Origin of the sequence: Burkholderia sp. LA-2-3-30-S1-D2 (genome assembly GCF_001523915.2) — a bacterium.
Classification (GTDB): domain Bacteria; phylum Pseudomonadota; class Gammaproteobacteria; order Burkholderiales; family Burkholderiaceae; genus Burkholderia; species Burkholderia diffusa.
In genome coordinates, this window is sequence record NZ_CP013385.1 from 943,186 (window position 1) to 967,688 (window position 24,503).

General features: G+C 68.4%; 18 protein-coding genes. 3 read left to right on the plus strand and 15 right to left on the minus strand.

All coding sequences use genetic code 11. From position 1 onward, the window contains the following. Positions 1-7: 7 nt before the first annotated feature. From glcE to WS66_RS33375, 3 genes are all read left to right on the plus strand, one after another. Positions 8-1,234: a glycolate oxidase subunit GlcE gene (gene glcE / locus WS66_RS33365; RefSeq protein ID WP_059606092.1), complete on the plus strand. Its 1,227-nt coding sequence runs from the start codon at positions 8-10 to the stop codon at positions 1,232-1,234. A 1-nt stretch (position 1,235) separates the two neighbouring features. Beyond that, a complete protein-coding gene (glcF, locus tag WS66_RS33370) occupies positions 1,236-2,564 on the plus strand; it encodes a glycolate oxidase subunit GlcF (protein ID WP_059606095.1) in 1,329 nt (442 codons plus the stop codon). Between the two features lie 116 nt (positions 2,565-2,680). Further along, positions 2,681-3,553, plus strand: coding sequence for a fumarylacetoacetate hydrolase family protein (locus tag WS66_RS33375; protein ID WP_059606097.1), 873 nt, complete (start codon positions 2,681-2,683; stop codon positions 3,551-3,553). Between the two features lie 135 nt (positions 3,554-3,688). On the opposite strand, the gene WS66_RS33380 is transcribed toward WS66_RS33375, so the two are convergent. From WS66_RS33380 to WS66_RS33450, 15 genes are all read right to left on the minus strand, one after another. Further along, on the minus strand, positions 3,689-4,801 hold the full coding sequence (locus WS66_RS33380; RefSeq protein ID WP_059606100.1) for an alkene reductase: 1,113 nt from the start codon (positions 4,799-4,801) through the stop codon (positions 3,689-3,691). Positions 4,802-4,954: 153 nt separating this feature from the next. Beyond that, the gene (locus WS66_RS33385) at positions 4,955-6,172 is read right to left on the minus strand and encodes an MFS transporter (protein WP_059606102.1); all 1,218 of its coding nucleotides are present in this window, start codon (positions 6,170-6,172) and stop codon (positions 4,955-4,957) included. Between the two features lie 184 nt (positions 6,173-6,356). Then, the gene (locus tag WS66_RS33390) at positions 6,357-6,539 is read right to left on the minus strand and encodes a hypothetical protein (protein ID WP_059606106.1); all 183 of its coding nucleotides are present in this window, start codon (positions 6,537-6,539) and stop codon (positions 6,357-6,359) included. 166 nt (positions 6,540-6,705) lie between these two features. Further along, the gene (locus WS66_RS33395; protein ID WP_059606109.1) at positions 6,706-7,623 is read right to left on the minus strand and encodes a LysR family transcriptional regulator; all 918 of its coding nucleotides are present in this window, start codon (positions 7,621-7,623) and stop codon (positions 6,706-6,708) included. 76 nt (positions 7,624-7,699) lie between these two features. After that, the gene (locus WS66_RS33400) at positions 7,700-9,961 is read right to left on the minus strand and encodes a xanthine dehydrogenase family protein molybdopterin-binding subunit (protein WP_059606112.1); all 2,262 of its coding nucleotides are present in this window, start codon (positions 9,959-9,961) and stop codon (positions 7,700-7,702) included. Then, entirely contained in the window at positions 9,961-10,461 is a 501-nt protein-coding gene (locus WS66_RS33405; protein ID WP_059606119.1) for a (2Fe-2S)-binding protein, read from the minus strand. The genes WS66_RS33400 and WS66_RS33405 overlap by 1 nt, the downstream gene beginning before the upstream one ends. After that, complete coding sequence (locus WS66_RS33410) at positions 10,458-11,738, minus strand: c-type cytochrome (RefSeq protein WP_059606331.1); 1,281 nt, start codon at positions 11,736-11,738, stop codon at positions 10,458-10,460. Before WS66_RS33410 ends, WS66_RS33405 begins: the two co-directional genes overlap by 4 nt. 415 nt (positions 11,739-12,153) lie before the next feature. Further along, a complete protein-coding gene (locus tag WS66_RS33415; protein WP_059606122.1) occupies positions 12,154-13,278 on the minus strand; it encodes an FAD binding domain-containing protein in 1,125 nt (374 codons plus the stop codon). A 174-nt stretch (positions 13,279-13,452) separates the two neighbouring features. Beyond that, positions 13,453-14,577: an amidohydrolase family protein gene (locus WS66_RS33420; RefSeq protein WP_059606125.1), complete on the minus strand. Its 1,125-nt coding sequence runs from the start codon at positions 14,575-14,577 to the stop codon at positions 13,453-13,455. A gap of 40 nt (positions 14,578-14,617) precedes the next feature. Next, positions 14,618-16,261: a cation acetate symporter gene (locus tag WS66_RS33425; protein WP_059606128.1), complete on the minus strand. Its 1,644-nt coding sequence runs from the start codon at positions 16,259-16,261 to the stop codon at positions 14,618-14,620. Beyond that, positions 16,258-16,617, minus strand: coding sequence for a DUF485 domain-containing protein (locus WS66_RS33430; protein WP_059606130.1), 360 nt, complete (start codon positions 16,615-16,617; stop codon positions 16,258-16,260). Before WS66_RS33430 ends, WS66_RS33425 begins: the two co-directional genes overlap by 4 nt. An 82-nt stretch (positions 16,618-16,699) precedes the next feature. Next, positions 16,700-17,926 (minus strand): FAD binding domain-containing protein, encoded by a 1,227-nt coding sequence (locus WS66_RS33435; protein WP_059606133.1) that lies wholly within the window; start codon positions 17,924-17,926, stop codon positions 16,700-16,702. 1 nt (position 17,927) lies between these two features. Then, on the minus strand, positions 17,928-18,410 hold the full coding sequence (locus WS66_RS33440; protein WP_059606136.1) for a VOC family protein: 483 nt from the start codon (positions 18,408-18,410) through the stop codon (positions 17,928-17,930). A 134-nt stretch (positions 18,411-18,544) separates the two neighbouring features. Next, the gene (locus WS66_RS33445; protein ID WP_059606139.1) at positions 18,545-18,817 is read right to left on the minus strand and encodes a ubiquitin carboxyl-terminal hydrolase 14; all 273 of its coding nucleotides are present in this window, start codon (positions 18,815-18,817) and stop codon (positions 18,545-18,547) included. Between the two features lie 316 nt (positions 18,818-19,133). Beyond that, a complete protein-coding gene (locus WS66_RS33450; RefSeq protein ID WP_082729024.1) occupies positions 19,134-24,464 on the minus strand; it encodes a trifunctional serine/threonine-protein kinase/ATP-binding protein/sensor histidine kinase in 5,331 nt (1,776 codons plus the stop codon). Positions 24,465-24,503: the final 39 nt, after the last annotated feature.

A 24,503-nucleotide genomic window follows, 5' to 3' on the forward strand; every position in this document is an offset into this window, starting at 1 on the left:
GGAAGACATGTACGTGACCGACGATCGCACGACGCAGGCGCGCATCTGCCCGCGCGACGCGACGCAACTCGTCGATGCCGTCGCCGATGCCAACCGTCATGGCCACTCGTTCGAAATCGTTGGCGGCGGCACCAAGCGCGGGTTCGGCGAGCCGGTGCACGCGCACGCGCTGCTCGATCTGTCTGGCCTGTCCGGCATCGACTTCTACGAACCCGAGGAACTCGTGATCAAGGTGCGCGCCGGCACGCCGGTCGAGACGGTGCGCGCGGCGCTGGCCGAACATCGGCAGCAGCTCGCATTCGAGCCGCCGGACTACGGCCCGTTGTTCGGCGGCGAACCGGCGTGTGGCACGATCGGCGGCGTCGTCGCCTGCAATCTGGCCGGGCCGCGGCGCGTGCTGTCGGGCGCCGTGCGCGACGCGGTGCTGGGCGTGGAAGGGGTGAACGGTCGAGGAGAGGCGTTCAAGGCCGGCGGACGCACCGTGAAGAATGTGACCGGCTACGACGTGCCGCGCCTGATGACGGGGTCGTTCGGCACGCTGGCCGCGCTGACGGCGGTCACGCTGAAGCTGCAGCCCGCGTGGCCGGACGAAGTCACGCTGTTGGTCGACGGGCTCGACGACGGCGCGGCGACCGGCCTGCTCGCGGACGCGTTGCGGTTGCCGTTCGAGGTCAGCGCCGCCGCGCATGTCGGCGGCCTGCGGCGCGATACGTCGACCACGTCGACGACGGCATTGCGGCTGGAAGGCCCCGGTGCATCGGTGGCGGCGCGCGGGGCGGAACTCGCGAAGCGGGTCGGCCGCTCGCTGGCGATCCGCACGATCGGCGGCGACGCGAGTCGTGCGTTCTGGCGCGCGTTGCGCGACCTGAGGGCGTTCGCGGACGATCGCGACGCATGTATCTGGCGCCTGATGCTGCCCGGCACGCAGGCCGCACGCGTGGTCGCGGCGGTGGGCGGCGACGCGATCTACGACTGGGGCGGCAGCCTCGTCTTCGTGCGCACCGACGCGGCCGCCGTCGCGGCCCAGGCGCCGTCGCTCAGGCAGGCCGTCGCGGCGGCCGGTGGGCACGCGTGCCTGTTTCGGGCGCCGGCGGCGCTGCGGCGCACGGTCGGTGCGTTCCATCCACGCCCGGCCAACCTGCGCGCACTCGGCGAACGCGTGCGCGGCATGTTCGATCCGAACCGCGTGCTCAATCCGGGCCGGCTCGACCCCATCGACACGGGAGCAGCGTGACATGAGAACCCGCATTGGCGACGCGGCACTGGCCGACCCCGACATCGCACTGTCCAACGACATTATCCGTACCTGCGTGCATTGCGGCACGTGCCTGTCGCATTGCCCGACCTATCAGGTCCGTCACGACGAGAACGACAGCCCGCGCGGCCGCATCGTGCTGATGCGCAACATGTATGAGTCGGGCGGCGCACCGGACCCGAAGACGGTCGAGCATCTCGATCGCTGCCTGACGTGCCTCGCGTGCGAGGCGATCTGCCCGTCGGACGTCCAGTATTCGAAGCTGATCGCGCACGGTCGCGAATACGTCGAGACCCATTTCCGCCGGCCGCCGGTGCAGCGCACGATCCGTCGTGCGCTGACCGTGCTGATTCCGAGCCAGCGGTTGTTTCGCGCCGCGCTCGTCGCCGGCCGGCTGTTCCGCCCGCTGCGTTCGGCATTCGGCGGCACGTTGCGCGCGATGTTGGAGATGGCGCCCGCGGCACCGTTGCAGGCGGAGAGCCCGGTCGACCGCGCGCAGGTGTTTCCGGCACAGGGACCGCGTCGCGCACGGGTCAGCCTGCTGAACGGCTGTGTGCAGACGGTGCTCGACCCCGCGATCAACGAAGCGACCATCCGGTTGTTGCAGCGGCACGGCGTCGAAGTCGTCATCGCGCGCGGTGCGGGATGCTGCGGTGCGCCGGCGGAGCACATGGGGCGCGAGGCGCAGGCGCTGCCGCTGGTGAAGGCGAACATCGATGCGTGGCTGCGCGAGGCAGACGGGCCGGAGGGGCTCGACGCGATCATCGTCAACACGTCGGGGTGCGGGACGTCGCTCAAGGCGTACGGTCACGCGCTGCGGCTCGATTCGGCCTGGAAAGACAAGGCGGCGCGCGTCAGCGCGCTCGCGAAGGACATTTCCGAATTCATGGTCCAGCTCGGCTTGCAGACACCGGTCATCCGGCCGGGGCTGCGGGTCGTGTATCACGCGGCGTGCTCGATGCAGCATGGTCAGCGGATCGTGCATCCGCCGCTCGACCTGCTGCGCGACGCGGGGTTCGACGTCGTCCAGCCGTCGGACAGCTTCATGTGCTGCGGATCGGCCGGTGTCTACAACCTGCTGCAGCCCGAGATCGCGGGCGAGCTGAAGCGGCGCAAGGTCGCGGCGATGCGTGCGACGGTCGCCGAGGTTGCAGCGGCCGGCAATATCGGTTGCATGACGCAACTGGCCGGCGCGGTCGGCATCCCGTTCGTGCACACCGTGCAATTGCTCGACTGGGCAACGGGCGGGCCGGTGCCCGACGCGTTGCGCGACATCGTCGCGGCGCGCTGCACGCGCGATGCCGAGTAACGGCTGCCCGGCAGCGTGACGAAAGAGGGCGTGCCTCCGCTTCAGGCGGCGGCCTGCCCGACGAGGACATTGACGAGTAACCGACGTCGTCTTGGACGTCGAACAAGGAGCGTGCCATGCGATTTGCAGTGTATGAACAGGGCGGACGCCGCGGCCTGGCCGTGGAGCACAACGGGCACTGGGCCGGGCTGACCGCCGGGGACACCGCCTATCCGGGCGATCTGGATGCGTTGCTCGCGCAGGGCGCTGATCTTGCCGAGGTGGGCGCGCGTCTCGCGCGCGGCGCGCCGGTCGATCTCGAGGCGGTGCGCGTGTTGCCGCCGTTCGGACGGCCCGGAAAGATTATCTGTGTCGGATTGAACTACCTCGACCACTCGACCGAGACCGGGTTTGCGAAGCAGACCTATCCGACTGTGTTCGCGCGGTTTGCGTCGAGCCTGATCGGCCACGGCGACCCGATCGCGCTGCCGGTGCAGTCGTCGCAGCTCGACTACGAGGGCGAGCTGGTGGCGGTGATCGGCAAGGGTGGACGCGGCATCGAGCGCAAGCGGGCGCTCGATCACGTCGCCGGCTATTCGATATTCAACGACGCGACGCTGCGCGATTATCAGTTCCGCACGCCGCAGTGGACGATGGGCAAGAACTTCGACGGGACCGGCGCATTCGGGCCATGGTTCGTCACGGCCGATGAACTGCCGCGCGGCTGCAAGGGGCTGAAGATCCAGACGCGCCTGAATGGCGTGGTCGTGCAGGAGGCGTCGACGTCGGACATGATTTTCGATGTCGAGACGCTGGTCGCGTTGGTGAGCGACGTGATGACGCTGCAGGCCGGCGACGTGATCGTCACGGGCACGCCCGCTGGTATCGGGATGGCGCGCGAACCGCAGCTCTGGATGAAGGCCGGCGACGTGTGCGAAGTCGAGATCGAGCGGCTCGGCGTGTTGCGCAATCCCGTCGCGCCCGCGGCTGCGGTGCGATGCGACGCATAGCGGTCGCGCGTGACGCGCCCGCCGGCCGCCGCCGCGTCACGCGCGCCGGCGGCGCCGGGCGGTCGCGCCCGATCACGTGCGTGCTGGGGGCGCGCTGGAACGACGCCTGAAGGTGTCGCTCCAGCGCGCCGCCGCTCAGGCGTTCCGGCCCGCCACGTCGTGACGCGCATAGTCGACGTATCCGGCGCGGTCGCCGCCATACCAGCCGACCGTCTTCGCCGTCGCGAGCGGCGCATTCGCCGCGAGGCGTTCGACCAGATCGGGGTTCGCGATATACGCGCGCGCGAAGGCGACGAGATCGGCGTCGCCCGCATCGATCAGCGCATTCGCGGCATCCGGCGCGATGCCGCCGTTGACGATCAGCGTGCCGCCGAAGTGCTTGCGCGTGTTCTCGACGATGCGCGGCAGGTCGGGCTCGCCGCTCCAGCCGTTGGTGTCGGCCGCGTGCAGATAGGCGACGCCGGCTTCGTCGAGCATGCGGCCGACGTATGCGTACGTCGCATCCGGATCGGCGTCGCGCACGTTGTTGTACTTCGCGTACGGCGAGATGCGCACGCCCACGCGGGCGAGCGGCATCACGCCGCCGACCGCGTCGACGATTTCCTCGAGGAAGCGCGCGCGGTTCGCGACCGAGCCGCCGTAACGGTCGTCGCGGCGGTTCAGCGTCGACGACAGGAACTGGTGCGGCAGGTAGCCGTTGGCTGCATGGATCTCGACGCCGTCGAAGCCGGCCGCCATCGCGCGGACGGCCGCCTGGCGGAATTCGCCGACCGTCGCGGCGACTTCGTCCGTCGTCATCGCACGCGACGGCGTCGCGTGAATCTTCGTGTAATAGCCGTTCTGCAATTGCGCCCACACCTGCAACTGCTCGAGATCGTCGTTGACGCCGGACGGCGACAGCGGCGCGTCGCCGCCGAGCAGCGTCAGCGAACTGACCCGGCCGCCGTGCCACAGCTGCGCGAAGATGCGGCCGCCGTTCGCATGGACCGCGTCCGTGATCTGCTTCCAGCCGGCCGCCTGCTCGTCGGTGACGAGCCCCGGCGTCAGTTCGAACGCCGCGGAGGCCGGGCTGACGTTGGTCGCTTCGGTCACGATCAGGCCGGCGGACGCGCGCTGTGAGTAGTATTCGGCCATGAGTTCGGTCGGCTGGCCGCGCGATGGCGCGCGCGAGCGCGTCATCGGGCCCATCACGACACGATTGGGAAGCGGCAGGCCGCGCAGATCGTAGTGGCTGAGCAGGGAAGACATGATGGATTCCTTTTGCGTGGAGCAGGGCGGCGGTGCGTATCGTCCGACGGGCCCTGCGGAAAGTTCGGTTGGGATGCCGGTGACGTGCCGGCAGCGTTCCGGCGCGCGAACGGCCCGGGCGGGATTCGCGCGTGAACCGGTGCCGGCGCTGGTTCAGGCTTGAGCGTGGCGTTCGGCGTGCGGACGCCCGATCACGAGGTAGTGAGCAAGCGCAATGATCGGGAACGCGCCGGCGACGGCGGCGACGAGCGGCCAGCCGCCATGCTCGTACAGCGGGCTCGCGAGCGCGGAGCCGACCGCGCCGCCGACGAAGATGCTCGTCATGTACAGCGCGTTCAGGCGGTTGCGGCTCGCCGCATGCAGCGCGTAGATCTCGCGCTGGCCGAGCACCATGTTCATCTGCACTGCGAAGTCGAGCACGATGCCCGTGACGACGAGGCCATACAGGCCGGCGCCGTGGATCAGCGCAACCGCATACGACAGCGTGCCGGCGACCAGCGCGATCAGCGTTGCCCGCACGGTATGGCCGGCATCCGCGAGGCGGCCCGCGACCGGCGCCGACGTCGCGCCGATCGCACCGACGAGCGCGAACAGGCCGATGGCCGATTGCGACAGCCCGTAGTGACGCGTCAGCTCGACGGGCACGGCGGTCCAGAACAGGCTGAACGACGCGAACATCAGGCCCTGGTAGAACGCGCGATGGCGCAGCACCGGCATCGTGCGGACCAGATGCAGCAACGAGCCGATCAGTTCGAAGTAGGTCGCGCGATGATCGGGCTGGCGCGACGGGATCGTCAGCGCGAGCACGGCCGTCACGAGCGTCATCAGCACGGCGGCGGCCGCGAACACGAAGCGCCAGCCGAACGCGTCGGCCACCACGCTCGACAGCGGGCGCGCGAGCAGGATGCCGAGCAGCAGCCCGCTCATGATCGTGCCGACCACCCGGCCGCGCGAATGATCCGGCGCGAGGTGCGCGGCGAGCGGCACCAGGATCTGGACGGCAACCGAGCTGAAGCCGACCAGCAGCGAAATCGCGAGGAACAGCCCGGGCGTCTGGACGACTGCGGCCGCCGCGAGGCTCGCGATCGACACGACGGCCGTGACGATCATCAGCTTGCGGTTTTCGAGCAGGTCGCCGAGCGGCACGATGAAGAACAGGCCGAGCGCGTAGCCGATCTGCGTCAGCGACACGATGAGGCTCGCGGTTTCGCCGGACATGTGCAGGCTCGGCGCGATGAGTTCGGTGATCGGCTGCGCGTAATACAGGTTCGCGACGATCGCGCCGCAACTGAACGCGAACAGCAGGATGAGGCTCTGCGTGAGCTTGGCCGCGTGCCCGTGGGCCGCAACCGGGGTGGATTCTGCTGACATGGTCGACTCCTTGAAAAGAGATGTCGGGTGCCCGTTCATCGGGCGGGCGTTACGATTGCCGTTGCGGCGAAGCGGAAGCAGCCGCATTGCCGTCAAGATTATTGATCGATCGATAACAAGGGAATACGTCCGGGACGCAATCGAGCATTGCGCGGCACGCAAAGGGGGCGGACCGTGGGCGGGTTCATGCGTGGGCGGCGAGGCCGAGATCGGTCGCGAACCGCACGCCGGCGTCGGCGAGACCGCCGCCGGGGTTGGGCAACGGCCGGTCGCGGCACTCGTGGACGACGGCATCGTGTCCGATGCCATTCAGCGTGACGGCGGCGGCCAGGCCGGCGATGGAACCGCCGGCGATCGCGATCTTCATGATGCGCCTCTCGAAACGGGCCTCCGGCGCGGATGTCGCGGATCGCGAAGCCCGATGAGAGCAGTCTGGATCGACAGGACTGAATAGTCCTAAACCGCGTCTTAATTCACTTGATTCATGCGGTGCGCGCGGCGGCGCGGACGATCGGTTTCAATCGCAGCGGGCTTCAACCGCGCTTGCCCTGCAGCGTCGGAATCTGCGCGAACAGCCCCGCGAGCCAGTCGACGAAGACCTTGAGCTTGACGGGCGTATGCCGATTGGGCGGATACAGGATCGAGATCGGCCGGGGCGGCGTGTTGAAATCGGTCAGCACCTCGCGCAGGCGGCCCGATTGCAGATACGGCTCGACCAGGTACAGCGAGGTCTTGATCAGGCCGATGCCCGCGACGCCGGCCGCGATGTAGGTGTCGGCGTCGTTGACCGCGACCGTGCCGCACATCTGGATGATCCGCGTTTCGCCGTCGACGACGTAGTCCCAGGACCGCGGGCGGCCCGTATCGGCCGAGATGTGGCTGACCGCGACGTGCTGTGCGAGATCGTCCACCGTCTCGGGTGCGCCGCATCGTTCGAGATACGCCGGGGCCGCGCACGTGCAGGTGGTCAGGCTGCCGATCCGTTTCGCAACCAACCCCGAATCGTCGAGCGCGCCGATCCGCACGACGCAATCGACACCCTCGCCGACGAGATCGATCTGGCGATCGGTCACGCCGAGCTCGATCGAGATGCCCGGATGGGCGGCGAGAAACTCGGGCAGGGCGGGCACCATGATCTGCTTGGCCATGGCCGGCGGCAGGTTCACTTTCAGCCGGCCGCGCGGCACGTTGCGCGCCTGCGAGACGGCCGCTTCCATGTCGTCGATCTCGCGCAGCACGCCGACGCAGCGTTCGTAATAGGCCTGCCCGTCCTCGGTCAGCGAAATCCGGCGCGTCGTGCGGTTCAGCAGCCGGCAGCCGAGATGCTGTTCGAGCGTGCTCAGCAGCGCGGACACCCGCGGCGTCGTGAGTCCGGTCGTGTCCGACGCGCGCGTGAAGCTGCCCGTCTCGACGATACGCGTGAACACGCGCATCGAAAGCAAGGTATCCATCGTTCAGAAATCTCCAGCCTGTTTGTTGCCCGCGCCGGTTCGTGCCGGCGCGATTTGTTGTGGTCGTGTGATGCCGCTACGCGTCGATGCGTTTCCTGAGCCCTTCACCGGCAAACGGCATTTCGCGCAGGCGCTGGCCGGTCGCGTCGAAGATCGCGTTGGCCAGCGCGCCCGCGGTCGGGCCCATCGACGCCTCGGCCGCGCCGAGGAACGGTGCGCCCGGACGATTGACCAGATGCACCTTGATGCTTTGCGGTGCGGCGCCGAAGCGGAGAATCGGATAGCTGCTCCAGTCGAAGCTGCGCACGCGTTGCGTATCGTATTTCAATGCCTCGTACAGCGTCCAGCTCGCGGACTGGATGATGCCGCCCTCGATCTGGTTGCGAATGCCGTCGGGCGATACGATCTGGCCGGCGTCGACGGCCGCTTCCGCACGTTCGAGCGTCACCTGGCCGGTTTCCGGAACGACCGACACCTCGACCGCGATCGCGACGTAGGCCATCAGGTTCTTGTATTTGCCGAACGCAAAGCCGACGCCGCGATTGCGTGCACGCGGCGGCCGCGGCCAGCCGAATTTGGTGGCGGCGAGCTGGATCACCTGGCTCGCGCGGTGATCCTGAATGTGGCGCAGCCTGAATTCGACCGGATCGACGCCGGCGGCGTGCGCCAGCTCGTCCATGAAGCTTTCGATCGCCCAGACGTTCGTGTGCGCGCCGAGCGAGCGCATCGCCGACGTCTGCAGCGGCATCGTCGGCGAGAAGTTGTTGACGATGTGCATGTTCGGCAGCGCGTACAGCGGGATCGCGTTGCGATCGCCGCCGCCCTCGGGCTGCAGCATCGGCGTCGACGGTGCGGACACGAACGGCGGCTCGAGCATGCGTGCGGGCAGCAACCGGCCGGCATTGACGATGCGCTCGTTGTGCGAGCTGCTCCACAGCGCGTAGTTCCAGTCGACGATGCGGCCGCTCGCGTCGAGCGACGCGCTAAGCTCGGTGACCATCGCCGGCGTGAAGTGGTCCCACGTATGTTCCTGCTCGCGCATCCACTGGACGCGAATCGGCTTGCCGGGCATCGCGGCCGCGATCAGCGCCGCATGCGCGGCCGCGTCGTCCGCACCGTTGTGCCCGTAGCAGCCGGAGCCCTCGGTGTGGATGCAGCGCACGTTCGCCTTCGGCATCGACAGCATCTCGGCGAGCGCGTCGCGCAGCGGATAAACGCCCTGCGAGTGCGTCCACACGGTCAGTGTGCCGTTCTCGAGATGGGCGACCGAGCAGGACGGCCCGATCGAGCCGTGCAGCAGATAGTTCTTCAAAAACGTGGCGGAGAGCGTCTTCGTCGCCGGTGCGCTCGGCGCATGCGTGTTGGCGATCTCGATGCGCTGCGTCGCGATCCGCTTCAGGTCCGCGTGGACCGTCGCGCGATCGGGCAGCGCCCGGCCGGGCGACCAGCGGCAGCCGGCGGACAGCGCGCGCTGTGCGACGACCGCCTGCCATTCGCCCTGCGCGACGACCGCGAGCATGCTGCCGTTGCGCACGATCCGCACGACACCCGGCATCTTCAGGATCGCGGCTTCGTCGAACGACAGCAGTGTCGCGTCGTACACCGGCGGCATCACGACGCGTGCATGCAGCATGCCGGGCAGGTCCATGTCCTGCACGTAGCTGACGCCGCCCGTGACCTTGTTCGGAATGTCCACACGCGGCAGCGACGTGCCGATCACGGCGAACGTGGCCGGCGGTTTCAGCGGCGACGTCGGCGTGGCGTTGCGGTGCAGGTCGACGGTACGCACCGCGTCGGCGTAGCGCATCGTGCGGCCGTCCGGCGCCTTGATGACGGCATCGGCGACGGTCAGCGCGCGCGGATCGACGCCGAACTGCTTCGCGGCGCCGTCGACCAGCAGCCCGCGCACCTGCGCGGCGGCGTTCAGCAACGCGGAGCCGCTGTCCGCCATCGTGTGGCTACCGGCCGTCAGGCCTTCGTCGGGCGACGCGCCGGTGTCGGCGGTCAGGAACGTGATCAGCGAGGGCCTCATGTTCAGCTCCTCGGCGGCCACCTGCAGCAATGCGGTGCGCACGCCGGTGCCGAGCTCGACCTTGCCGGTAAACACGGTGACCTTGCCGTCGGGCGCGATCTTGATCCACGCGTCCAGCAGCGGGTTGGTCTTCAGGCTGCCGGCCAGCGTTTCGGTGGCCTTGGCGACGTGGACGGCGGCGCCTTCGTCCGCGATCACGACCTCGGCGAGCGCGCGCGCGGCCGGCGCGAGGGTGAACGCGACGAAGAGCGCACCGGAAACCATGAAGTGCCGGCGGCCTTCGTCGATGTCGTCGGGTGCGTTCATCAGATTTCCTTATTGATCATGACGGGCGCGGCAGACGGTTCCGGCTCCGGCAGCCCGGCGACCTGGCGCACGGCCGCCAGGATCCGCATGTGGGTGCCGCAACGGCACAGGTTCGGTTCCATGTGCGTGCGCAGCTCGCGTTCGGTCGGCTTCGGGTTGCGTTCGAGCAGCGCCTGCGCGCGCATGATCATGCCCGCGATGCAATAACCGCACTGCGCCGCCTGATGATCGATGAACGCCTGCTGAAGCTTGCCCGGATGCTCGGCGGTGCCGAGGCTTTCGATGGTCCTGACGCGGCGCTCGCCGATCGCGGCCACCGGGATCAGGCACGAGAACATCGGCTTGTCGTCGACGATCACGGTGCACGCGCCGCATTGCCCAAGGCCGCAGCCGAACTTCGCGCCGTGCAGGTGCAGGTCGTTGCGCAGCGCGTAAAGCAGCGGCGTGGACGGATCGATGTCGAGCGTGTGCCGCACGCCATTCACGGTGAGGGTGATCATTGCGTGCGGTCCTCCTTTCTGAGCTTCGCGGCGAGGGTATCGATGCCGCTCCACGCGGGGCGATCGGAGTACGTCTCGCGGATGTATGCGGCGAGGTCCGCGATCTGCGCGTCGTCGTACTGGTCGAGGTAAGACGGCATGTAGTTCAGCGTGTCCTCGCCATGCCAGCCGATCCCGTTGAACATCATCTGGATCGCGTTGCGCGGCGTGTCGGCGGCGATCGCCGTGCTGAACGCGAGCGTCGGCCGCTCGCCGATCGACTGCATCGGCGATGCCGGCCCGTGGCACTGCGCGCACGACGCCTGGAACAACACCGCGCCGCGCTGGCCGGCAGGTGTCGTCGCTTGGCGTTCGGCGACGGTCGTCGCGGGCCGTGCGGCGGCCGGCTTCTGGATCGACAGGATATAGGCCGCGATGGCCTCGACATCCTCGACCGGCACCGTCGCGAGATCGCGCGTGACGGGCAGCATCGGTCCGGCGGCCGCGCCGTGCTCGCTCGCGCGGCCGGTGCGCAGGTACGTGACCAGTTGCGCTTGCGTCCACGGGTGGACCGCGTTGCCGAGCGTATTGAGCGGCGGGGCTTCCCAGCCGTCGACGATGCCGCCGTCGAACGCCTTGCCTGCTTCCTCGCCGCCGATCGCATTGAGCGGCGAATGGCACGACGCGCAGTGTCCGAGGCCGTCGACGAGCAGCTTGCCGCGATTCCATTGCGCGGATTGCGACGGGTCCGGCTGGTACGCGCCTTCGCGCAGGAACAGGATGTTCCAGAACGCGACCAGCGGCCGGAAGTTGAGCGGGAAGATCAGGTCGTTCGCCGGCGTCTTCGCTTGAACCGGTTCGCGTGTCATCAGGTACGCGTATGCGGCCGCGATGTCCTCGTCGGACATCCGCGTGAAGTGAATGTACGGAAAGGCCGGGTAGAGCGGATGGCCGTCGCGGGCGATGCCTCTGCGCAGCGCGCGCGCGAAGGCGGCCTGCGACCAGCGGCCGATGCCGGTGTCCGCATCCGGCGTGATGTTGGTCGCGTAGATCGTGCCGAACGGCGTCGCGAGCGGCAGCCCGCCGGCGAACGGCTTGCCGTCCTTCGCGGTGTGGCAGACGACGCAGTCGCCCAGCGCGACCACGCGTGCGCCGGCCTTGATCAGTTGCGGATCGAACGACGCGCGGGCCGGCGGATCGATCGGCGCGATCGACGGCCGGTACATGATGCCGATCGCGGCCGCCAGGCCGATGATCGCGATGCCTGCCGCACTGAGCCAGAGTCGTTTGTGCTTCATGCGCGCTCCATGCGGACCGGTTCGTCCGGCGTCATTCGACAGGCGGGGCAATGGACGGCGCGTCGGCCGCGTGCGCTCTCGTGACGATTGCACGCGGTACCGCAGATCCGGTTGCCGAGTCGGACGGACCCACGTGCGCGGCCCGGCGTGCGGGCGCTCGCGACGTGCGTTCCGGTCGGCGCCGCCGGCTGGCGGTGCGGCATCGCCGATCGATTCGGCCATGTCGGGCCTGCTCGGCGGCAGCGATTCGCGGCGGAGATCATGTCGTTACTCCAGGGATGGGGGCCGCGCGCGGGCCGTGGCCGGCGCGCTCGTTGGTGGAGGCAGTCTACGCGGGCGCCGACGCCATTTCCTGAAGCTGCGCTGAAACGTTCTGAACGGGCGCACGAACCGTTCCGGCGCATGCGTTCATGTGTCAGCGCGGCGTGCCGAGACCGAACGCCGCGGCAAGTTGCGGACCCTTGTCGAGCAGCGACGTCACTTCCTCGCGCCGCCGCGTCGACCATTGCGCGAGGCGCGCGACGACGTCGGTGGCGTGTGCCGGCAGCGCTTCGGCGAGCGACACGGCATCGCTCGCCGCCTTCGACGTGCCGGACGCCGTATGGGGGCGCACGGTACAGGCCGCGTCGCCGATCAGCGCGACGCGGCCGTCGACGAAGCCGGGGCTCAATGCGTCGAAAATCGCCTGGTTGAATGGCGCGCGCGTCGCGAGCACCAGTTGCGACAGGGAAGCAGGCAGCCGTTCGCCGGCGAGTTGCCGCAGCGTCGCGACGGTGTCGTCGGCAAGCTGCCCCGGATGCACGGACGCGTGATGAACGTTGCCGTTCCGATCGGTCAGGTGGCGGCGCAGCGCGTCGGGATCGACTTCGTTGCGATACCACAGCCAGTTGAAGCGGCGCGCGCCCGGCGCGAGCGAGCCGTCGAGCGAGGGAATCAGAAACGCCATGAACAGCTCGCCCGGCGCCTTGTGCAGCGTCATGTTCTCGACCAGCGACTCGATCGCGGCGGCGTCGAAATCGGCTTCGTCGACGATGCCGCGCCACGCGAGGTAACCGGCAAACGATGGCGTATAGCCGGGGAAGATACGCGCGCGCAGGTTCGAACCGGAACCGTCGGCGGCAATCAGCACGTCCGCGCGAATGCGTTCGTCGTCCACGTGTACGTCGACGCCATCCGCGTCCTGGTCGAACCCGGTGACCGTGCGGCCGTAGTGGATGCGCCCGCGCGGCAGCGTCTCGTACAGCGAGCGATAGACGGCGTCCCACGACGAGAACGGCAGCATTTCGGGTTCGTCGCGCGTGACGATGCCGTCGCGATCGATCCAGCGCCGCCGATGCGTCGGCACGCTGATCATCTGGCGGCAATGGCCTCCATGCTGTTCGAGAAACGACATCATGCGTCGCAGCACGGCCACGCCGCCGCCCTGGCCGCGCAGCGGCGTGCGCGAACGCTCGCAGACCGTGACGTCGTGCCCGATGCAATCGAGCGTCAGCGCGGCCGCGAGGCCGGCGATCGAACCGCCTGCAATGACTATCTTCATCGTGCGTGACTCCCGTGTTCGAAACGCGGTGTGCGTTGCAGGCCGGCTGTCGTGATGCGTGGCGTCGCACGCCAGTGCTCACGGTTCGCCGGATGATGCCATGCCTGGCAACGGGCTGCGCCGAGCGTGCAGGCGTCGTCCGACGCGCACGCAACGCCGGTCGGAATGTTCGCGCTAGATTCTCAGCAGCTTGCCCGCGTTGCCGCCGAGGATCATCGAACGCTGTTCGGCCGTCAGGTCGAGGCGGTCGAGAAAGCGGACCGGCTGCTCGTAACCCATGTCGAAACAGTAGTCGCTGCCGAGCACGAGCCGGTCGACCCCGACGTTCTCCATCAGGAAGTTCAGCACAGGGCCCGAATGAGACACGGTGTCGTAGCTGAAGCGCCGCAGATAGCTGCTGGGCCTTTGCGCGAGCCGGCGCGTTTCGGGGCGGGCGGTCCAGCCCGCGTCGAGGCGCCCGACGAGGATCGGCAACGCGCCACCCGCGTGCGGCAGCGTGACGTGCAGGGTCGGGTGGCGGTCGAGCACGCCGCCCAGGATCAGATGCGAGCCCGCGATCGCCGTATCGAACGGATTGCCGAGCAGGTTGCTCAGGTAGAAATCGCCGAGCCGCGCGCCGCCGACCGTTTGCTGCGGATGCAGAAACACGGGCAGGCCCAGTTGCTCGATGCGTGCGAACACCGGCGCGAACAGCGGATCGTCGAGATCGCGGTTGTCGATGTTGGTGCCCATGTACACGCCGCGCACGCCCGGCAACTGCGCAGCGCGCTCGAGTTCGTCGATCGCGTCGGTGGCGTTCAGCATCGGCAGCGTCGCGAGGACGACGAAACGCGCCGGGTGCCGCTGGTAGACGCGCGACGCGGCCGAATTCCAGTCGCGCGCGAGCTTCGCGTTGAACGGCCGGTCGCCCCAGTACGCCATCGGCACGCTGAGCGACAGCGCCTGGACGTCGACGCCGGATGCGTCCATGTCCTTCAGCCGCGCGTCGACGTCGATGAACTTCATCGGCAGCGGCCCGAGGCCGCCTGCGGGCGTCCGGAACGTGAACGACGCATCGTCGCACGTGAATGCGCCGCCGAAGCGCTTGCCTTCGCCGCCGACCAGGTCGCAAAAGCTCTCCGGGTAGTAGTGCGCGTGGATGTCGATCGAACGGGGCCGGTGCGGCGGCACGGCGGCCGGTGCGCTCGCGGTGTCGGCCGCCGATGCGGGGCGTCCGGCGACGGCCGTACCGGCGAGCGCGGCAAACGCGCCGAGCAGGCGGCGCCGCGCCGGCGACATGCAGCAGGTGCAATTCAACATGGTGTCTCTCATGGGATGTCGATTTTTCGGATCGCGCGGCTCAGCCGCGTTGCGTCGTGCCCATTTCGCATGCGACGAGCTGCGTGTCGAACTGCGCGCGCTCTCGTTGCGCACGGGCCGAGCGATCGGTGACGGAGAACAGGACGACGCCGGCGAACGCCGCCGCCATCGAGAACAGTGCCGGATATTCGTACGGATAGACCGCATGCGCATGACCGAGCACCTGCACCCAGACGGTCGGGCTCAGCACGGTCAGCGTGACGGCGGTCGCGAGCCCGGTCAGGCCGCCCAGCACCGCGCCGCGCGTCGTCAGGCCGCGCCAGTAGATCGAGAGCAGCAGCACGGGAAAATTCGAGCTTGCCGCGATCGAGAACGTGAGGCTGACGATGAACGCGATGTTCTGCTTCTCGAACGCGATGCCGAGCAGGATCGCGAGCACGCCGAGTACCAGGGTCGTCACGCGGGCCACGCGCATTTCCTCACGATCGGACGCCTGACCGCGACGCAGCACGTTCGCATAGAGGTCGTGCGAGATCGCCGACGAACCCGCGAGCGTCAGTCCGGCGACCACGGCCAGAATGGTCGAGAACGCGACCGCGCAGATGAAGCCGAGGAACACGTTGCCGCCGACCGCATGCGCGAGATGGATCGCCACCATGTTCGCGCCGCCCGTGATCGCACCGGACGCGTCGTGGTATTGCGGGTCCGACGCAACGAGCGCGATGGTGCCGAAGCCGATGATGACGATCAGCACGTAACCGGCGCCGACGATGCCGGTCGCATAGAGGATGCTCTTGCGGGCCGCGTTGACGTCGCCGACCGTGAAGAAGCGCATCAGGATGTGCGGCAGGCCCGCCGTGCCGAAGATCAGCGCGAGGCCGAGCGACACGGCCGAGACCGAATCGGATACCAGGCCGCCGGGGCGCATGATTGCCGCGTGTTTCGGATGGACGAGAATCGCCTGCGCGAACAGCGCATCGAGGCTGAAGCCGAAACGGCTCAGCACCATGATCGCCATGAAGGCCGCACCGGCGAGCAGCAGCACGGCCTTGATGATCTGGATCCAGGTCGTCGCCAGCATCCCGCCGAAGAACACGTAGACGACCATCAGCACGCCGACGAACAGCACCGCGACCGTGTAGTTCAGGCCGAACAGCAGCTCGACAAGCTTGCCCGCGCCGACCATCTGCGACACGAGATACAGCAGCACGATGACGATCGAGCTCGAGGCCGCGAACGCGCGGATCGGCCGTTGCCGGAGGCGATAGGACACGACGTCGGCGAGCGTGTACTTGCCGAGGTTGCGCAGCGGCTCGGCGATCAGGAACAGGATGATCGGCCAGCTCGCGAGGAAGCCGACCGAATAGATCAGGCCGTCGTAGCCGCTCGTGAACACCAGCGCGGAGATGCCGAGCAGCGACGCCGCCGACATGTAGTCGCCGGCGATCGCCCAGCCGTTCTGGAACGCGGTGATCTTGCCGCCCGCGGCGTAGTGGTCGGCCACGCTGTGGTTCTTGCGCGCCGCCCAGCGCGTGATGAAAAGCGTCGACGCGACGAACAGCAGGAACATGCCGATCGCGACCGGATTGTGCCCGTGCGCCAGCGTTGCGGGGCCGGCCGCGAATGCCGGTGCCGCGCCGGCGGCGACGACGAAGAAGATCGATGCGAGGAGCAGGCGTTTCATTGATCGCCTCCGTGACGAATGGACGCGACGATCGTGTCGTATGCCGAATTGGCCCGATACACGTAAAGCGCGACCAGTGCGAACGTGACGACGAACATGCCGAACCCGATCGGGATGCCCCATGGCGTAGGCCGGCCCGGCACGATCGGCTGTCCGAGCAGCGTCGGCGAGAACGCCAGCGTCAGGATGAACGCGAAATAGAGGGTGAGCATGACGAGTGTCAGCGACCAGGCGAACAGCCTTCTGCGCCTGACGAGATCGCGAAAGCGGGCATCGCGCAGCAGCGGATGCGTGGCCTGCGCCGGCGCGTCCAGGTCGGGCGCGGTGCCGGCGGCAGCCGGAATGGGGTGGTTCACGGTGTCTCCTTGTGGTTTGGGTATCCGGGCCGGGCAACGGGCAGCGGGCGCCGCGCGTCGCGCACGCCGCGCCCGTGCCCGCTCAGAAATGCGGCGGAACGGCGGTTTCCCGCATCACGACTTCCGGCGTGCGATAGCGCTCGGCCATTTCGCGTTCGGTGTCGTTCTTCAGTTGCGCTTGCATATAGGCGCCGAGGTGGCGCGCGTGCTGCACGATCGCGGCACCGAATGCCGTGCGCGTTTCGCTGTATTCGCACAGCGCGTCGAGCGTGTCGGTGCGCGTGGCGAGCGCCGTGACGAGCGCGAGCGCATCGCCGGCGGCTTTCGTGACACCCATTCCGCAATGCGGTCGCGCGACGAACGCGGCGTCGCCGAGCAGCGCGATCCGGCCGAACGCCATGTTCGGCACTTCGAGGTCGTAGATCGGCTGGAACAGCGGTTGTGTCGCGCGCGCCACGACCTCGGCGAACTGCGGCGCAAGCAGCGCGTGCGCCGCGTCTTCCAGCTCGGCGAGGACGTCGCGCCGGATCAGCGTCGGTGGAATGCCGCCCGCCCACAGCTTGCCGGTCTCGTCGGTCAGCAGGTTCGGCAGGTCGGACGCTTCGCGAGTCGCGCGATACCAGACGAAGTTGTAGCGGCGCTCGCCGGGTTTCGTGCTGTTGCCCTGGCCGGCGACCGGATAGCCGAGGATCTGCTCGTGCGGCGGCAGGCCGAACGCGAATTTATCGAACAGCGTCGCGTGGGTCGCGTCCGACAGGTCGGCTTCGTCGACCAGCCCGCGCCAGGCGACGTAGCCCGCGTACTGCAACTGCGCATCCGGCAGAAATTTCTCGCGGATCGCGGAGCGGAATCCGTCGGCCGCGATCACGAGATCGGCATGCACGACCGAGCCGTCGGACAGCGTGACCGATGCGCGATCCGGTCCGTCCGCGACATCGGTGACGACGCCGCCCGAGTGGTAATGCTGGTCGGGCAGCGCGGCGCGCAGCACGTGGTACATCTTGCTCCACGCGGTGAGCGTCTGCGGCAGCGTGCGTTCCGACTCCACGGTGCCGTCTGCGGCCAGCGTGATGCGCGATTCGACCTTCACGCCGATCGATGCGTCGATGCGCACGCCCGCGGCGAGCATCACGTCGAACAGTTCCGGGTGCGTGACGATGCCGGCACCGCGGCCCGAGAGCGCCTCGGGCACGCGTTCGAACACATCCACGTCCCAGCCGTTGCGCAGCAGCAGATTCGCGGCAAACAGGCCGCCCAGCGAACCGCCGATGATGGCGGCCTTGCGATTCGTCGAAGTGCGGTTGTTCATGTCAGTCTCCACGGGAGTCGCCGGCCGATGCAGCGGCGGCGGGAAGTGTCAGGCCCGCGACCTCGGCGGCAGGGAAGTTGAGCTCGATCGTCACGCCGGACGGATCCTCGATGAAGACCTGGTGCAGCCCGAGGCCCGGCACCGTGCGGTCGCGCCACGCGACGTTTTCGGCACGCAGCGTGTCCCACATCGCCTCGACGCCGGTCGCGAGGAACGCGATGTGGTCGACGGTTCCGGTGCCCGTTGCGGGAAGATCCTTGTCGCCGAGATAGGCCGCGAGTCCGTCGGGGTTCGCCGGATCGACGCCGATGATGTGGACCGTGCCGTAATCGGCTTCGTCGCCGCCCTTGTAGAGCCATGCGCCGGGAAAGTCGAACGGCGGGCGATAGCCGCGTTTGAAGCCGAGCACACGTTCGTAGAAGCGGCACGATTTCTCGAGATCGAGCGTGCGGATCGAGTAGTGCGCGAGTCTGGAGACTGGCATGGCGGACCTCTTGTTTATCGAGAGATAAGTTATCGTTCGATAAATACTAGTCGAAAAAAGCGGTGAGAAAAAGCCGCAATCGAATCGTGTTAACCCTAGGCCCGAAACGGTGCCGGATGCCGGTGCGCGGTGCGCTACGTCGCGATCTCGCCGGCCATGACGTCGTCCGCATAGCACCAGACCCAGCGCTCGCCGGGCTCGATCGAACGCGCCAGTGGGTGAGTCGTTTCGTGGAAATGACGGCTGGCGTGGCGATTCGGAGACGAGTCGCAGCAGCCGACGTGCCCGCAGGTCAGGCACAGGCGCAAATGCACCCACCGGCTGCCGGACTTCACGCATTCCTCGCAGTAGTCCTTATCGGTGGTCAGGATGCGTGCTTCACCGAGATGGGTGCAGGTCGTGGCCATCTTCCGCTCCAATGCCGGTGCCGGAGATCGCTCGCGGCGCGGCCGGCGCGAAGCTGCGAGCGGGGTTGGATACGGTTCATTGTGGACGGTCGCGTCGCGCGCGGACCTTAATTCTTGTTAAGCGTGTCGGCCGGAGGGCAGGGAGGACGTACAGTCACGAGTGCGGCCGGTGCGACATCCGGCCGGGATCCGACATGGCGATCATCGGGAGGCGCTTATGACTCAGTCGCAGCATGTCAAGGTAATCGGCTTGCCGAACAGCAAGGAGGCCTACGCAATCCGCGACTTCCTGAAGCGCGGCGTGGTCGCCCCTTCGTCATCGCGTCGTTGAAACCGGCAGCCGGAACGTCAGTACAGTGCCGTTCCCGTCGCGCGGCGCGGCTTCGAGCGTGCCGCCATGCGCTTCGACGATCGATCGGCAGATCGCGAGACCCATCCCCATGCCGTGCGATTTCGTCGTGAAGAACGGATCGAAGATCCGGTTCGCGATCTCGGCATCGATACCGGCGCCGCGGTCGGCGACGGAGACGACCGCGTAACCGTCGCCGACGTGCGACGCGATCTCGAGTTCGCACGTTGCGGCCAGTCCGTCCATCGCGTCGAGCGCGTTGGTGACCAGGTTCAGGATCACCTGCTGGATCTGGGTGCGATCGGCCATCACGCGGATGTCGTTGCAATGCAGGTCGACGCACAGCGCGACCTGCTTCGCGTCGATTTCGGTCGCGGTGAGGTGCAGCATGTCGCGAATCAGGTCGTCGATCGCGAGTGGCGCCAGCGCGGGCGGTGCCTGGCGCGCGAGCGATCGCAACGCGCGGACGATGTCGGCCGCCCGCACGCCGGATGCACGAATGTCCTCGAGGCTCGCGAGCGCTTCGCCGAGATCGGGCTGCGTGCCGCGCAGCCAGCGCATGCACGCGCCGACGCTCGACACGATGCTCGTCAGCGGCTGATTGATCTCGTGCGCGATCGATGCGGCCAGCTCGCCCATCACCGTCATGTGCGCGGTGCGTGCGAGCTCCGTTCGTGCGTGCCGCAGCGCGGCCTCGGTCTCGAGCCGGCGCGCGTTCTCGTCGATCAGTTCCGCATAGAGCCGGGCGGATTCGAGCGCATTGGCCGCTTGCGGCGCGAGCACTTCCAGCATCGCGATGCGCCGCGGCGAAAACACGCCGTTGGTCAACGCATTCTCGAGATACAGCACGCCGATCAGCGCACCCTGCTTCAACAGCGGCAGGCAGAACAGCGAGCGCGTCGGATGCGCACGCAGGCTGTCGGCGTGGTCGGGCATGCCTTCGCGCTGCGCGTTCGCGAGCACGACCGGCTTGCGGGTCCGGGCGACGGTGTTCAGGATCGACAGCGGGACATCCTGCTCGGTCGGTTCGCCGCGGGCAATATCGACGATCACGTCGCTGCCGACGACGCGCGCGGTCGCCTCGATCGTCAGCCGGTCGTGCCGGGCGAGCAGCAGCAGGCCATAGCGTGCGCCGGCGTAGACGATCATGTTGCGCATCAGTGTCTGGATCAGGCGCTCCAGCACGATTTCTTCGGATAGCGAATGGGCCGCGTGCATCGCGAGCGCGAAATCGAGATCTTCGCGGGCGGGCAGGGCAGGGCCGCCCGGCGACGGGTCCATCACGAGGAACGGATGCTGCGCTTCCATCGCCTGCGCCTTGCCGGTCGCGCCCCAGCGCCGGTAGCACGCGTGGGCGAGCCGCAATTGGTGGCGCGCGGGGCCGGCGAGCCCGAGCGACGTGGCGTGATGCGCGGCCAGTTCGTGCGCGAGCGCCTGTTCGTGCACGAAACCATGTTCCGCCGCGAGGCTGGCCGACGCCTCGTACTGCTGCATCGCGACGATATGGTCGCCGCGCACGCGCGCGAATTCGGCATCGATCAGCGCGAGCTTGTTGCGGAACGTCGCCGGATTGCGTTCGCTCCACGCGGCGAAGCGGGCGCGTTGCGGCGCATGGCGTTCGAGCAGCCGCTCGGGCGGCGTGGCGCCGCGGTCGCTCGCGATGCCGGCCAGTACGCCGAACAGGTGGAAGTCGGACAGCATGATGTGCGCGGGCGTCGACCACGCGCTCGAAGCGGCTGCCTCGAGCGACGCACGCGCCGCGTCCGCGTCGCCGAAAATGAAGGCCGCCTGGCCGGCGAGCACGTCGGTCCAGAACTGCAGGACCGACATCGGTGTCTTCGTCGACGGCCGGGCACGCCAGGAGCCGATCGGCCGATGGTAGCCGAGCTGCAGCGCGTCGATGAATTCGGACTGGGTGGACACGAGATCGACGATGTCGTCGTAACGCGCGCCGCGTGCGATTTGCAGCAGCGGATCGATCTCGTCGCGGATCGCCGGCAGTGCTTCGCCCATCGAGAGCAGATCGCTGACGATATGGTTGCAGCTGTAGCACATCCAGCGCAGCTCGGCGCTCGCATTGCCCGCCGATTTCGCATCGCGTGCGCGCTCGAGTGCGTAGGACAGCGGCTGGGTCCAGACGCTCACCTGGTCGAGCGCGATCAGCGTCGCGGAGCGGTAGCGCTCGAAGCCGTGGCGATCGACCAGTGCGAGCGCGACCTTCGCGAATTCGAAGCCGTCTTCATACGCGTCGTGATGCCCGACGATGCTGACGCCGTACCACGCAAGCCCCTGCACCGACGCGGCGGTGATGCCGTGGCGCAGGGTCAGCCGGACCATCGTCGCGAAATGCAGCAACATCAGCCCGCCGCTCGGATAGAACATCGCGGCCTCGAGTGCGGTCAGCAGCGCCATCGTGGCTTCGACGCGCGTATCGGTCATCACGGGCAGGTCGACGAGGTCGCGGATGGCGCGACCGTCGAGGGCTTCCCGCACGGCGTCGCAGGCCGCCGCGAGATCGGCTTCGGCCGGCTCGGCCGGCAGTTCCACGCCGAGCAGCGCCAGCCCGGCGAGCGCGACGTCGACGGCCTGCCGGTAGCGCGACTCCACCGTGAGCTGCGCGGCCTTCAGCCGGTGCGCCTCGGCACGATCGGCCGGCGTGCGCGTACGCGCCATGAGCTCGTCGATCGCGTCGGATGCCTGCGCGGTTTCGCCGATCGCGAGCAGCAGGCCGCTGCGCAGGATGCCGATCCGGCTCGCGAGACCGTAGTGCTGCGACCATGCATGAGGACCGAGCAGCGCTTGCGCGGACGCGAGAAACGACAGCGCGCGATCGCGCGCGGCGGCCGGGGCCGCCGCCTCGGCGGCGGTGACCAGGGCATCCGCGAAAGCGAGCGCGAGCACGCCGTCGAGCGGCGCGGTTTTCGCCTGCTCGATCTGGGTGGCGAGTTCCAGCAGGGATTCGGTCGACCGCGCGTTCGCGCGGCCGAGCATCGCGGCGGCGATCCGGGCGTGGGACTGCGCGCGCTCCGCGCGCCCGGCGAGCGCGTGGACGGCTTCGAGGATGCGGTCGTGAACGAAGCGCCAGCGGTTGCCGGAGAGCGACACGAGCCCCGCCTGGCGCGCGGGGTCCAGCCAGAAACGGAGTTCGGCCCACGTCTTGCCGGCGGCGGCGCACAACAGCGCGTCGTCGGCATCGGTGCCGATATAGGCCAGCAGCGACAGCAGCGTTCTCGATTCAGGCGGCAGCCGCTGCATCCGGATCGCGAGCAGGCTCACGACGTTCTCGGTCGGGTGGTGCGCGTCGATGTCCGACGAACGCCACTGCCACGTTTGCCGCATCGGGTCGTAGCCGAGGAGCTGCTCGTCGATCAGCGTGCGCAGCAGGTGCTGGATGTGGAACGGATTGCCGCCCGTCCTGCGGTGAACGATGTCGCCGAGCCCCGACAGCCGGGCCGGCGCCTCCCCGAGCATGCCGGCCAGCATGTGCGTGACGTCGGGTGCGTCGAGCGGCGCCAGCGTCAAGGTCGTCAGGCGGGCGGGGTCGAGCTGTTGCAGGAAGCGGCGGAACGCCGGTGTGTGATCGTGTTGCGGCCCGCTTCGATAACCGGCCACGATACAGAAATTGGCCGGCGGATCGACCGCGATCGACGCAAGAAACGCGAGCGTCGCGTCGTCTGCCCACTGGATGTCGTCCAGCGCCATGACCAGCGGTTCGGCCGGCGCCGCGAACGCACGGAAGGCATTCACGACGATCTGGCACAGATGAAATTCCGGAATCGCATCGGTATGATCGAACGCGACGGGCTCGACATCGAGCAGCCATGCAATCTCCGGGAAGATGCCGGACAGCAGGCTGGCCTGACGGCCCACACAGTCGCGCAGCCGCGCGGCGATCGCCGCGATTTCGTCGTCGGGCCTGGCCAGCGCGCTGCCGAACAGCGCGCGCAATGCTTGCAGCACGGGCGCGTAGGGCCGTGCGGGCTGGAATTGATCGACCTTCGCCGACGTGCACCAGGCCGTGCGCCGCGCCGCTCGCGCATGGCGCATGAAGTCCTCCGCCAGTGCGGTCTTGCCGACGCCGGCCGGCCCGTCGATCAGGACGATGGCCGTTTCGGCGGTTCGCGATACGGCCGCCAGCACCGCCTCGAGCCGGCGGGATTCGGCTTCGCGGCCGACCAGCTGATCGGGCGCGCGCAAGCCGGCGAGCGGATCGCTGCCGCCGAGCGCGAACGGCTCGACGCGGCCTGCGGCCAGCCAGTCGCGCCGGATACGTTCGAGATCGTGCTGCACCGTTTCGCAGGACGGGTAGCGATCGGCGGGTTCCTTGGCGATCAGTTTCAGGATCAGGTCGCTCAGGACGGCAGGCAGGTCGTCGCGAAAGGTGGTGGCCGTCGCCGGCTGCATGGCGACATGCGCGTGGACCCATTCGGACGTCGACGTGGCCTTGTACGGCATCCCGCCCGTCAGCAGGCGGAAAAGCGTGATGCCGAACGCGTACAGGTCGGAACGCTCGTCGACGCATGAGCCGTCGGAGACTTCGGGCGCCGCGTAGGCCGCGAAATCGGTGCGCATCGTACTCGCCACGACGCGTTCCGTCCGACGGTCCCACGCATGGGCGAACGAGCGGAGCATCACCGTGCCGTCCGGTGCGATGACGAAACTGGCCGGTTGCAGATCGCCATGCAGCCAGCCGCGCCGATGAAGCTCCCCGAGCGTGCGCGCGGCCTGGATCGCCGCGTCGAGAAAGACGTCGAGCGGCAGCCGCCCGTCCGCCAGCGTGTCGAACCCGCGCACGTCCGGGCGGGGATAGACGAGCACCGGGCCGTCCGCGGCGCGGATCAGCGCAACCGGCATGAGCGCCCACGCCGGCTCCAGCGCTTCGTTCAATGCGTATTCGTGCTCGAATTGCCGGCAGCGCTGGTCGGATTCCCACCCGGTCTGGCACGCGGACCACACCTGCCCCGTTGCTGCGTCGGTCAGGTCGAACCACAGCACGTCGCCCGATCGGACGGCATTCGACAGGCGGGCGCGCGCCAGCCAGTCGGCATCCATTCGCTTCGTGTCGTCCGGGGCGCGCAAGGGTTGGTTCACGGTAGGGGCAGGTTCGGTGGAGCAGGATGTAACCGGCGCATCATACGAAATCGGCCGGGCTGGATTGCGCACGTTCGGGCGGCGGCCCGTGCATTGTCCATCAGTCCGACGAACTCTGCAGTACCCCCCGCGCACCATTCCCGACGACCGAGCCGGCCGGTACCCGACTAAACCTATAGATAATGGCCGGCGCGCCTGCCACGCCATACGATAGGTTCAAGCCTCCCGACACGCATCGATGCGTGT

Bases quoted from the DNA above. Each gene is read 5' to 3' on its own strand.
- WS66_RS33390 (WP_059606106.1), bottom strand. From the start codon at position 6,539: ATGAAGATCGCGATCGCCGGCGGTTCCATCGCCGGCCTGGCCGCCGCC.
- WS66_RS33410 (WP_059606331.1), bottom strand. From the start codon at position 11,738: ATGAAGCACAAACGACTCTGGCTCAGTGCGGCAGGCATCGCGATCATC.
- WS66_RS33415 (WP_059606122.1), bottom strand. From the start codon at position 13,278: ATGAAGATAGTCATTGCAGGCGGTTCGATCGCCGGCCTCGCGGCCGCG.
- WS66_RS33420 (WP_059606125.1), bottom strand. From the start codon at position 14,577: ATGTTGAATTGCACCTGCTGCATGTCGCCGGCGCGGCGCCGCCTGCTC.
- WS66_RS33395 (WP_059606109.1), bottom strand. From the start codon at position 7,623: ATGGATACCTTGCTTTCGATGCGCGTGTTCACGCGTATCGTCGAGACG.
- WS66_RS33440 (WP_059606136.1), bottom strand. From the start codon at position 18,410: ATGCCAGTCTCCAGACTCGCGCACTACTCGATCCGCACGCTCGATCTC.
- WS66_RS33450 (WP_082729024.1), bottom strand. From the start codon at position 24,464: ATGGCGTGGCAGGCGCGCCGGCCATTATCTATAGGTTTAGTCGGGTAC.
- WS66_RS33425 (WP_059606128.1), bottom strand. From the start codon at position 16,261: ATGAAACGCCTGCTCCTCGCATCGATCTTCTTCGTCGTCGCCGCCGGC.
- WS66_RS33400 (WP_059606112.1), bottom strand. From the start codon at position 9,961: ATGAACGCACCCGACGACATCGACGAAGGCCGCCGGCACTTCATGGTT.
- WS66_RS33445 (WP_059606139.1), bottom strand. From the start codon at position 18,817: ATGGCCACGACCTGCACCCATCTCGGTGAAGCACGCATCCTGACCACC.
- glcF (WP_059606095.1), top strand. From the start codon at position 1,236: ATGAGAACCCGCATTGGCGACGCGGCACTGGCCGACCCCGACATCGCA.
- WS66_RS33385 (WP_059606102.1), bottom strand. From the start codon at position 6,172: ATGTCAGCAGAATCCACCCCGGTTGCGGCCCACGGGCACGCGGCCAAG.
- WS66_RS33375 (WP_059606097.1), top strand. From the start codon at position 2,681: ATGCGATTTGCAGTGTATGAACAGGGCGGACGCCGCGGCCTGGCCGTG.
- WS66_RS33405 (WP_059606119.1), bottom strand. From the start codon at position 10,461: ATGATCACCCTCACCGTGAATGGCGTGCGGCACACGCTCGACATCGAT.
- WS66_RS33380 (WP_059606100.1), bottom strand. From the start codon at position 4,801: ATGTCTTCCCTGCTCAGCCACTACGATCTGCGCGGCCTGCCGCTTCCC.
- glcE (WP_059606092.1), top strand. From the start codon at position 8: ATGTACGTGACCGACGATCGCACGACGCAGGCGCGCATCTGCCCGCGC.
- WS66_RS33435 (WP_059606133.1), bottom strand. From the start codon at position 17,926: ATGAACAACCGCACTTCGACGAATCGCAAGGCCGCCATCATCGGCGGT.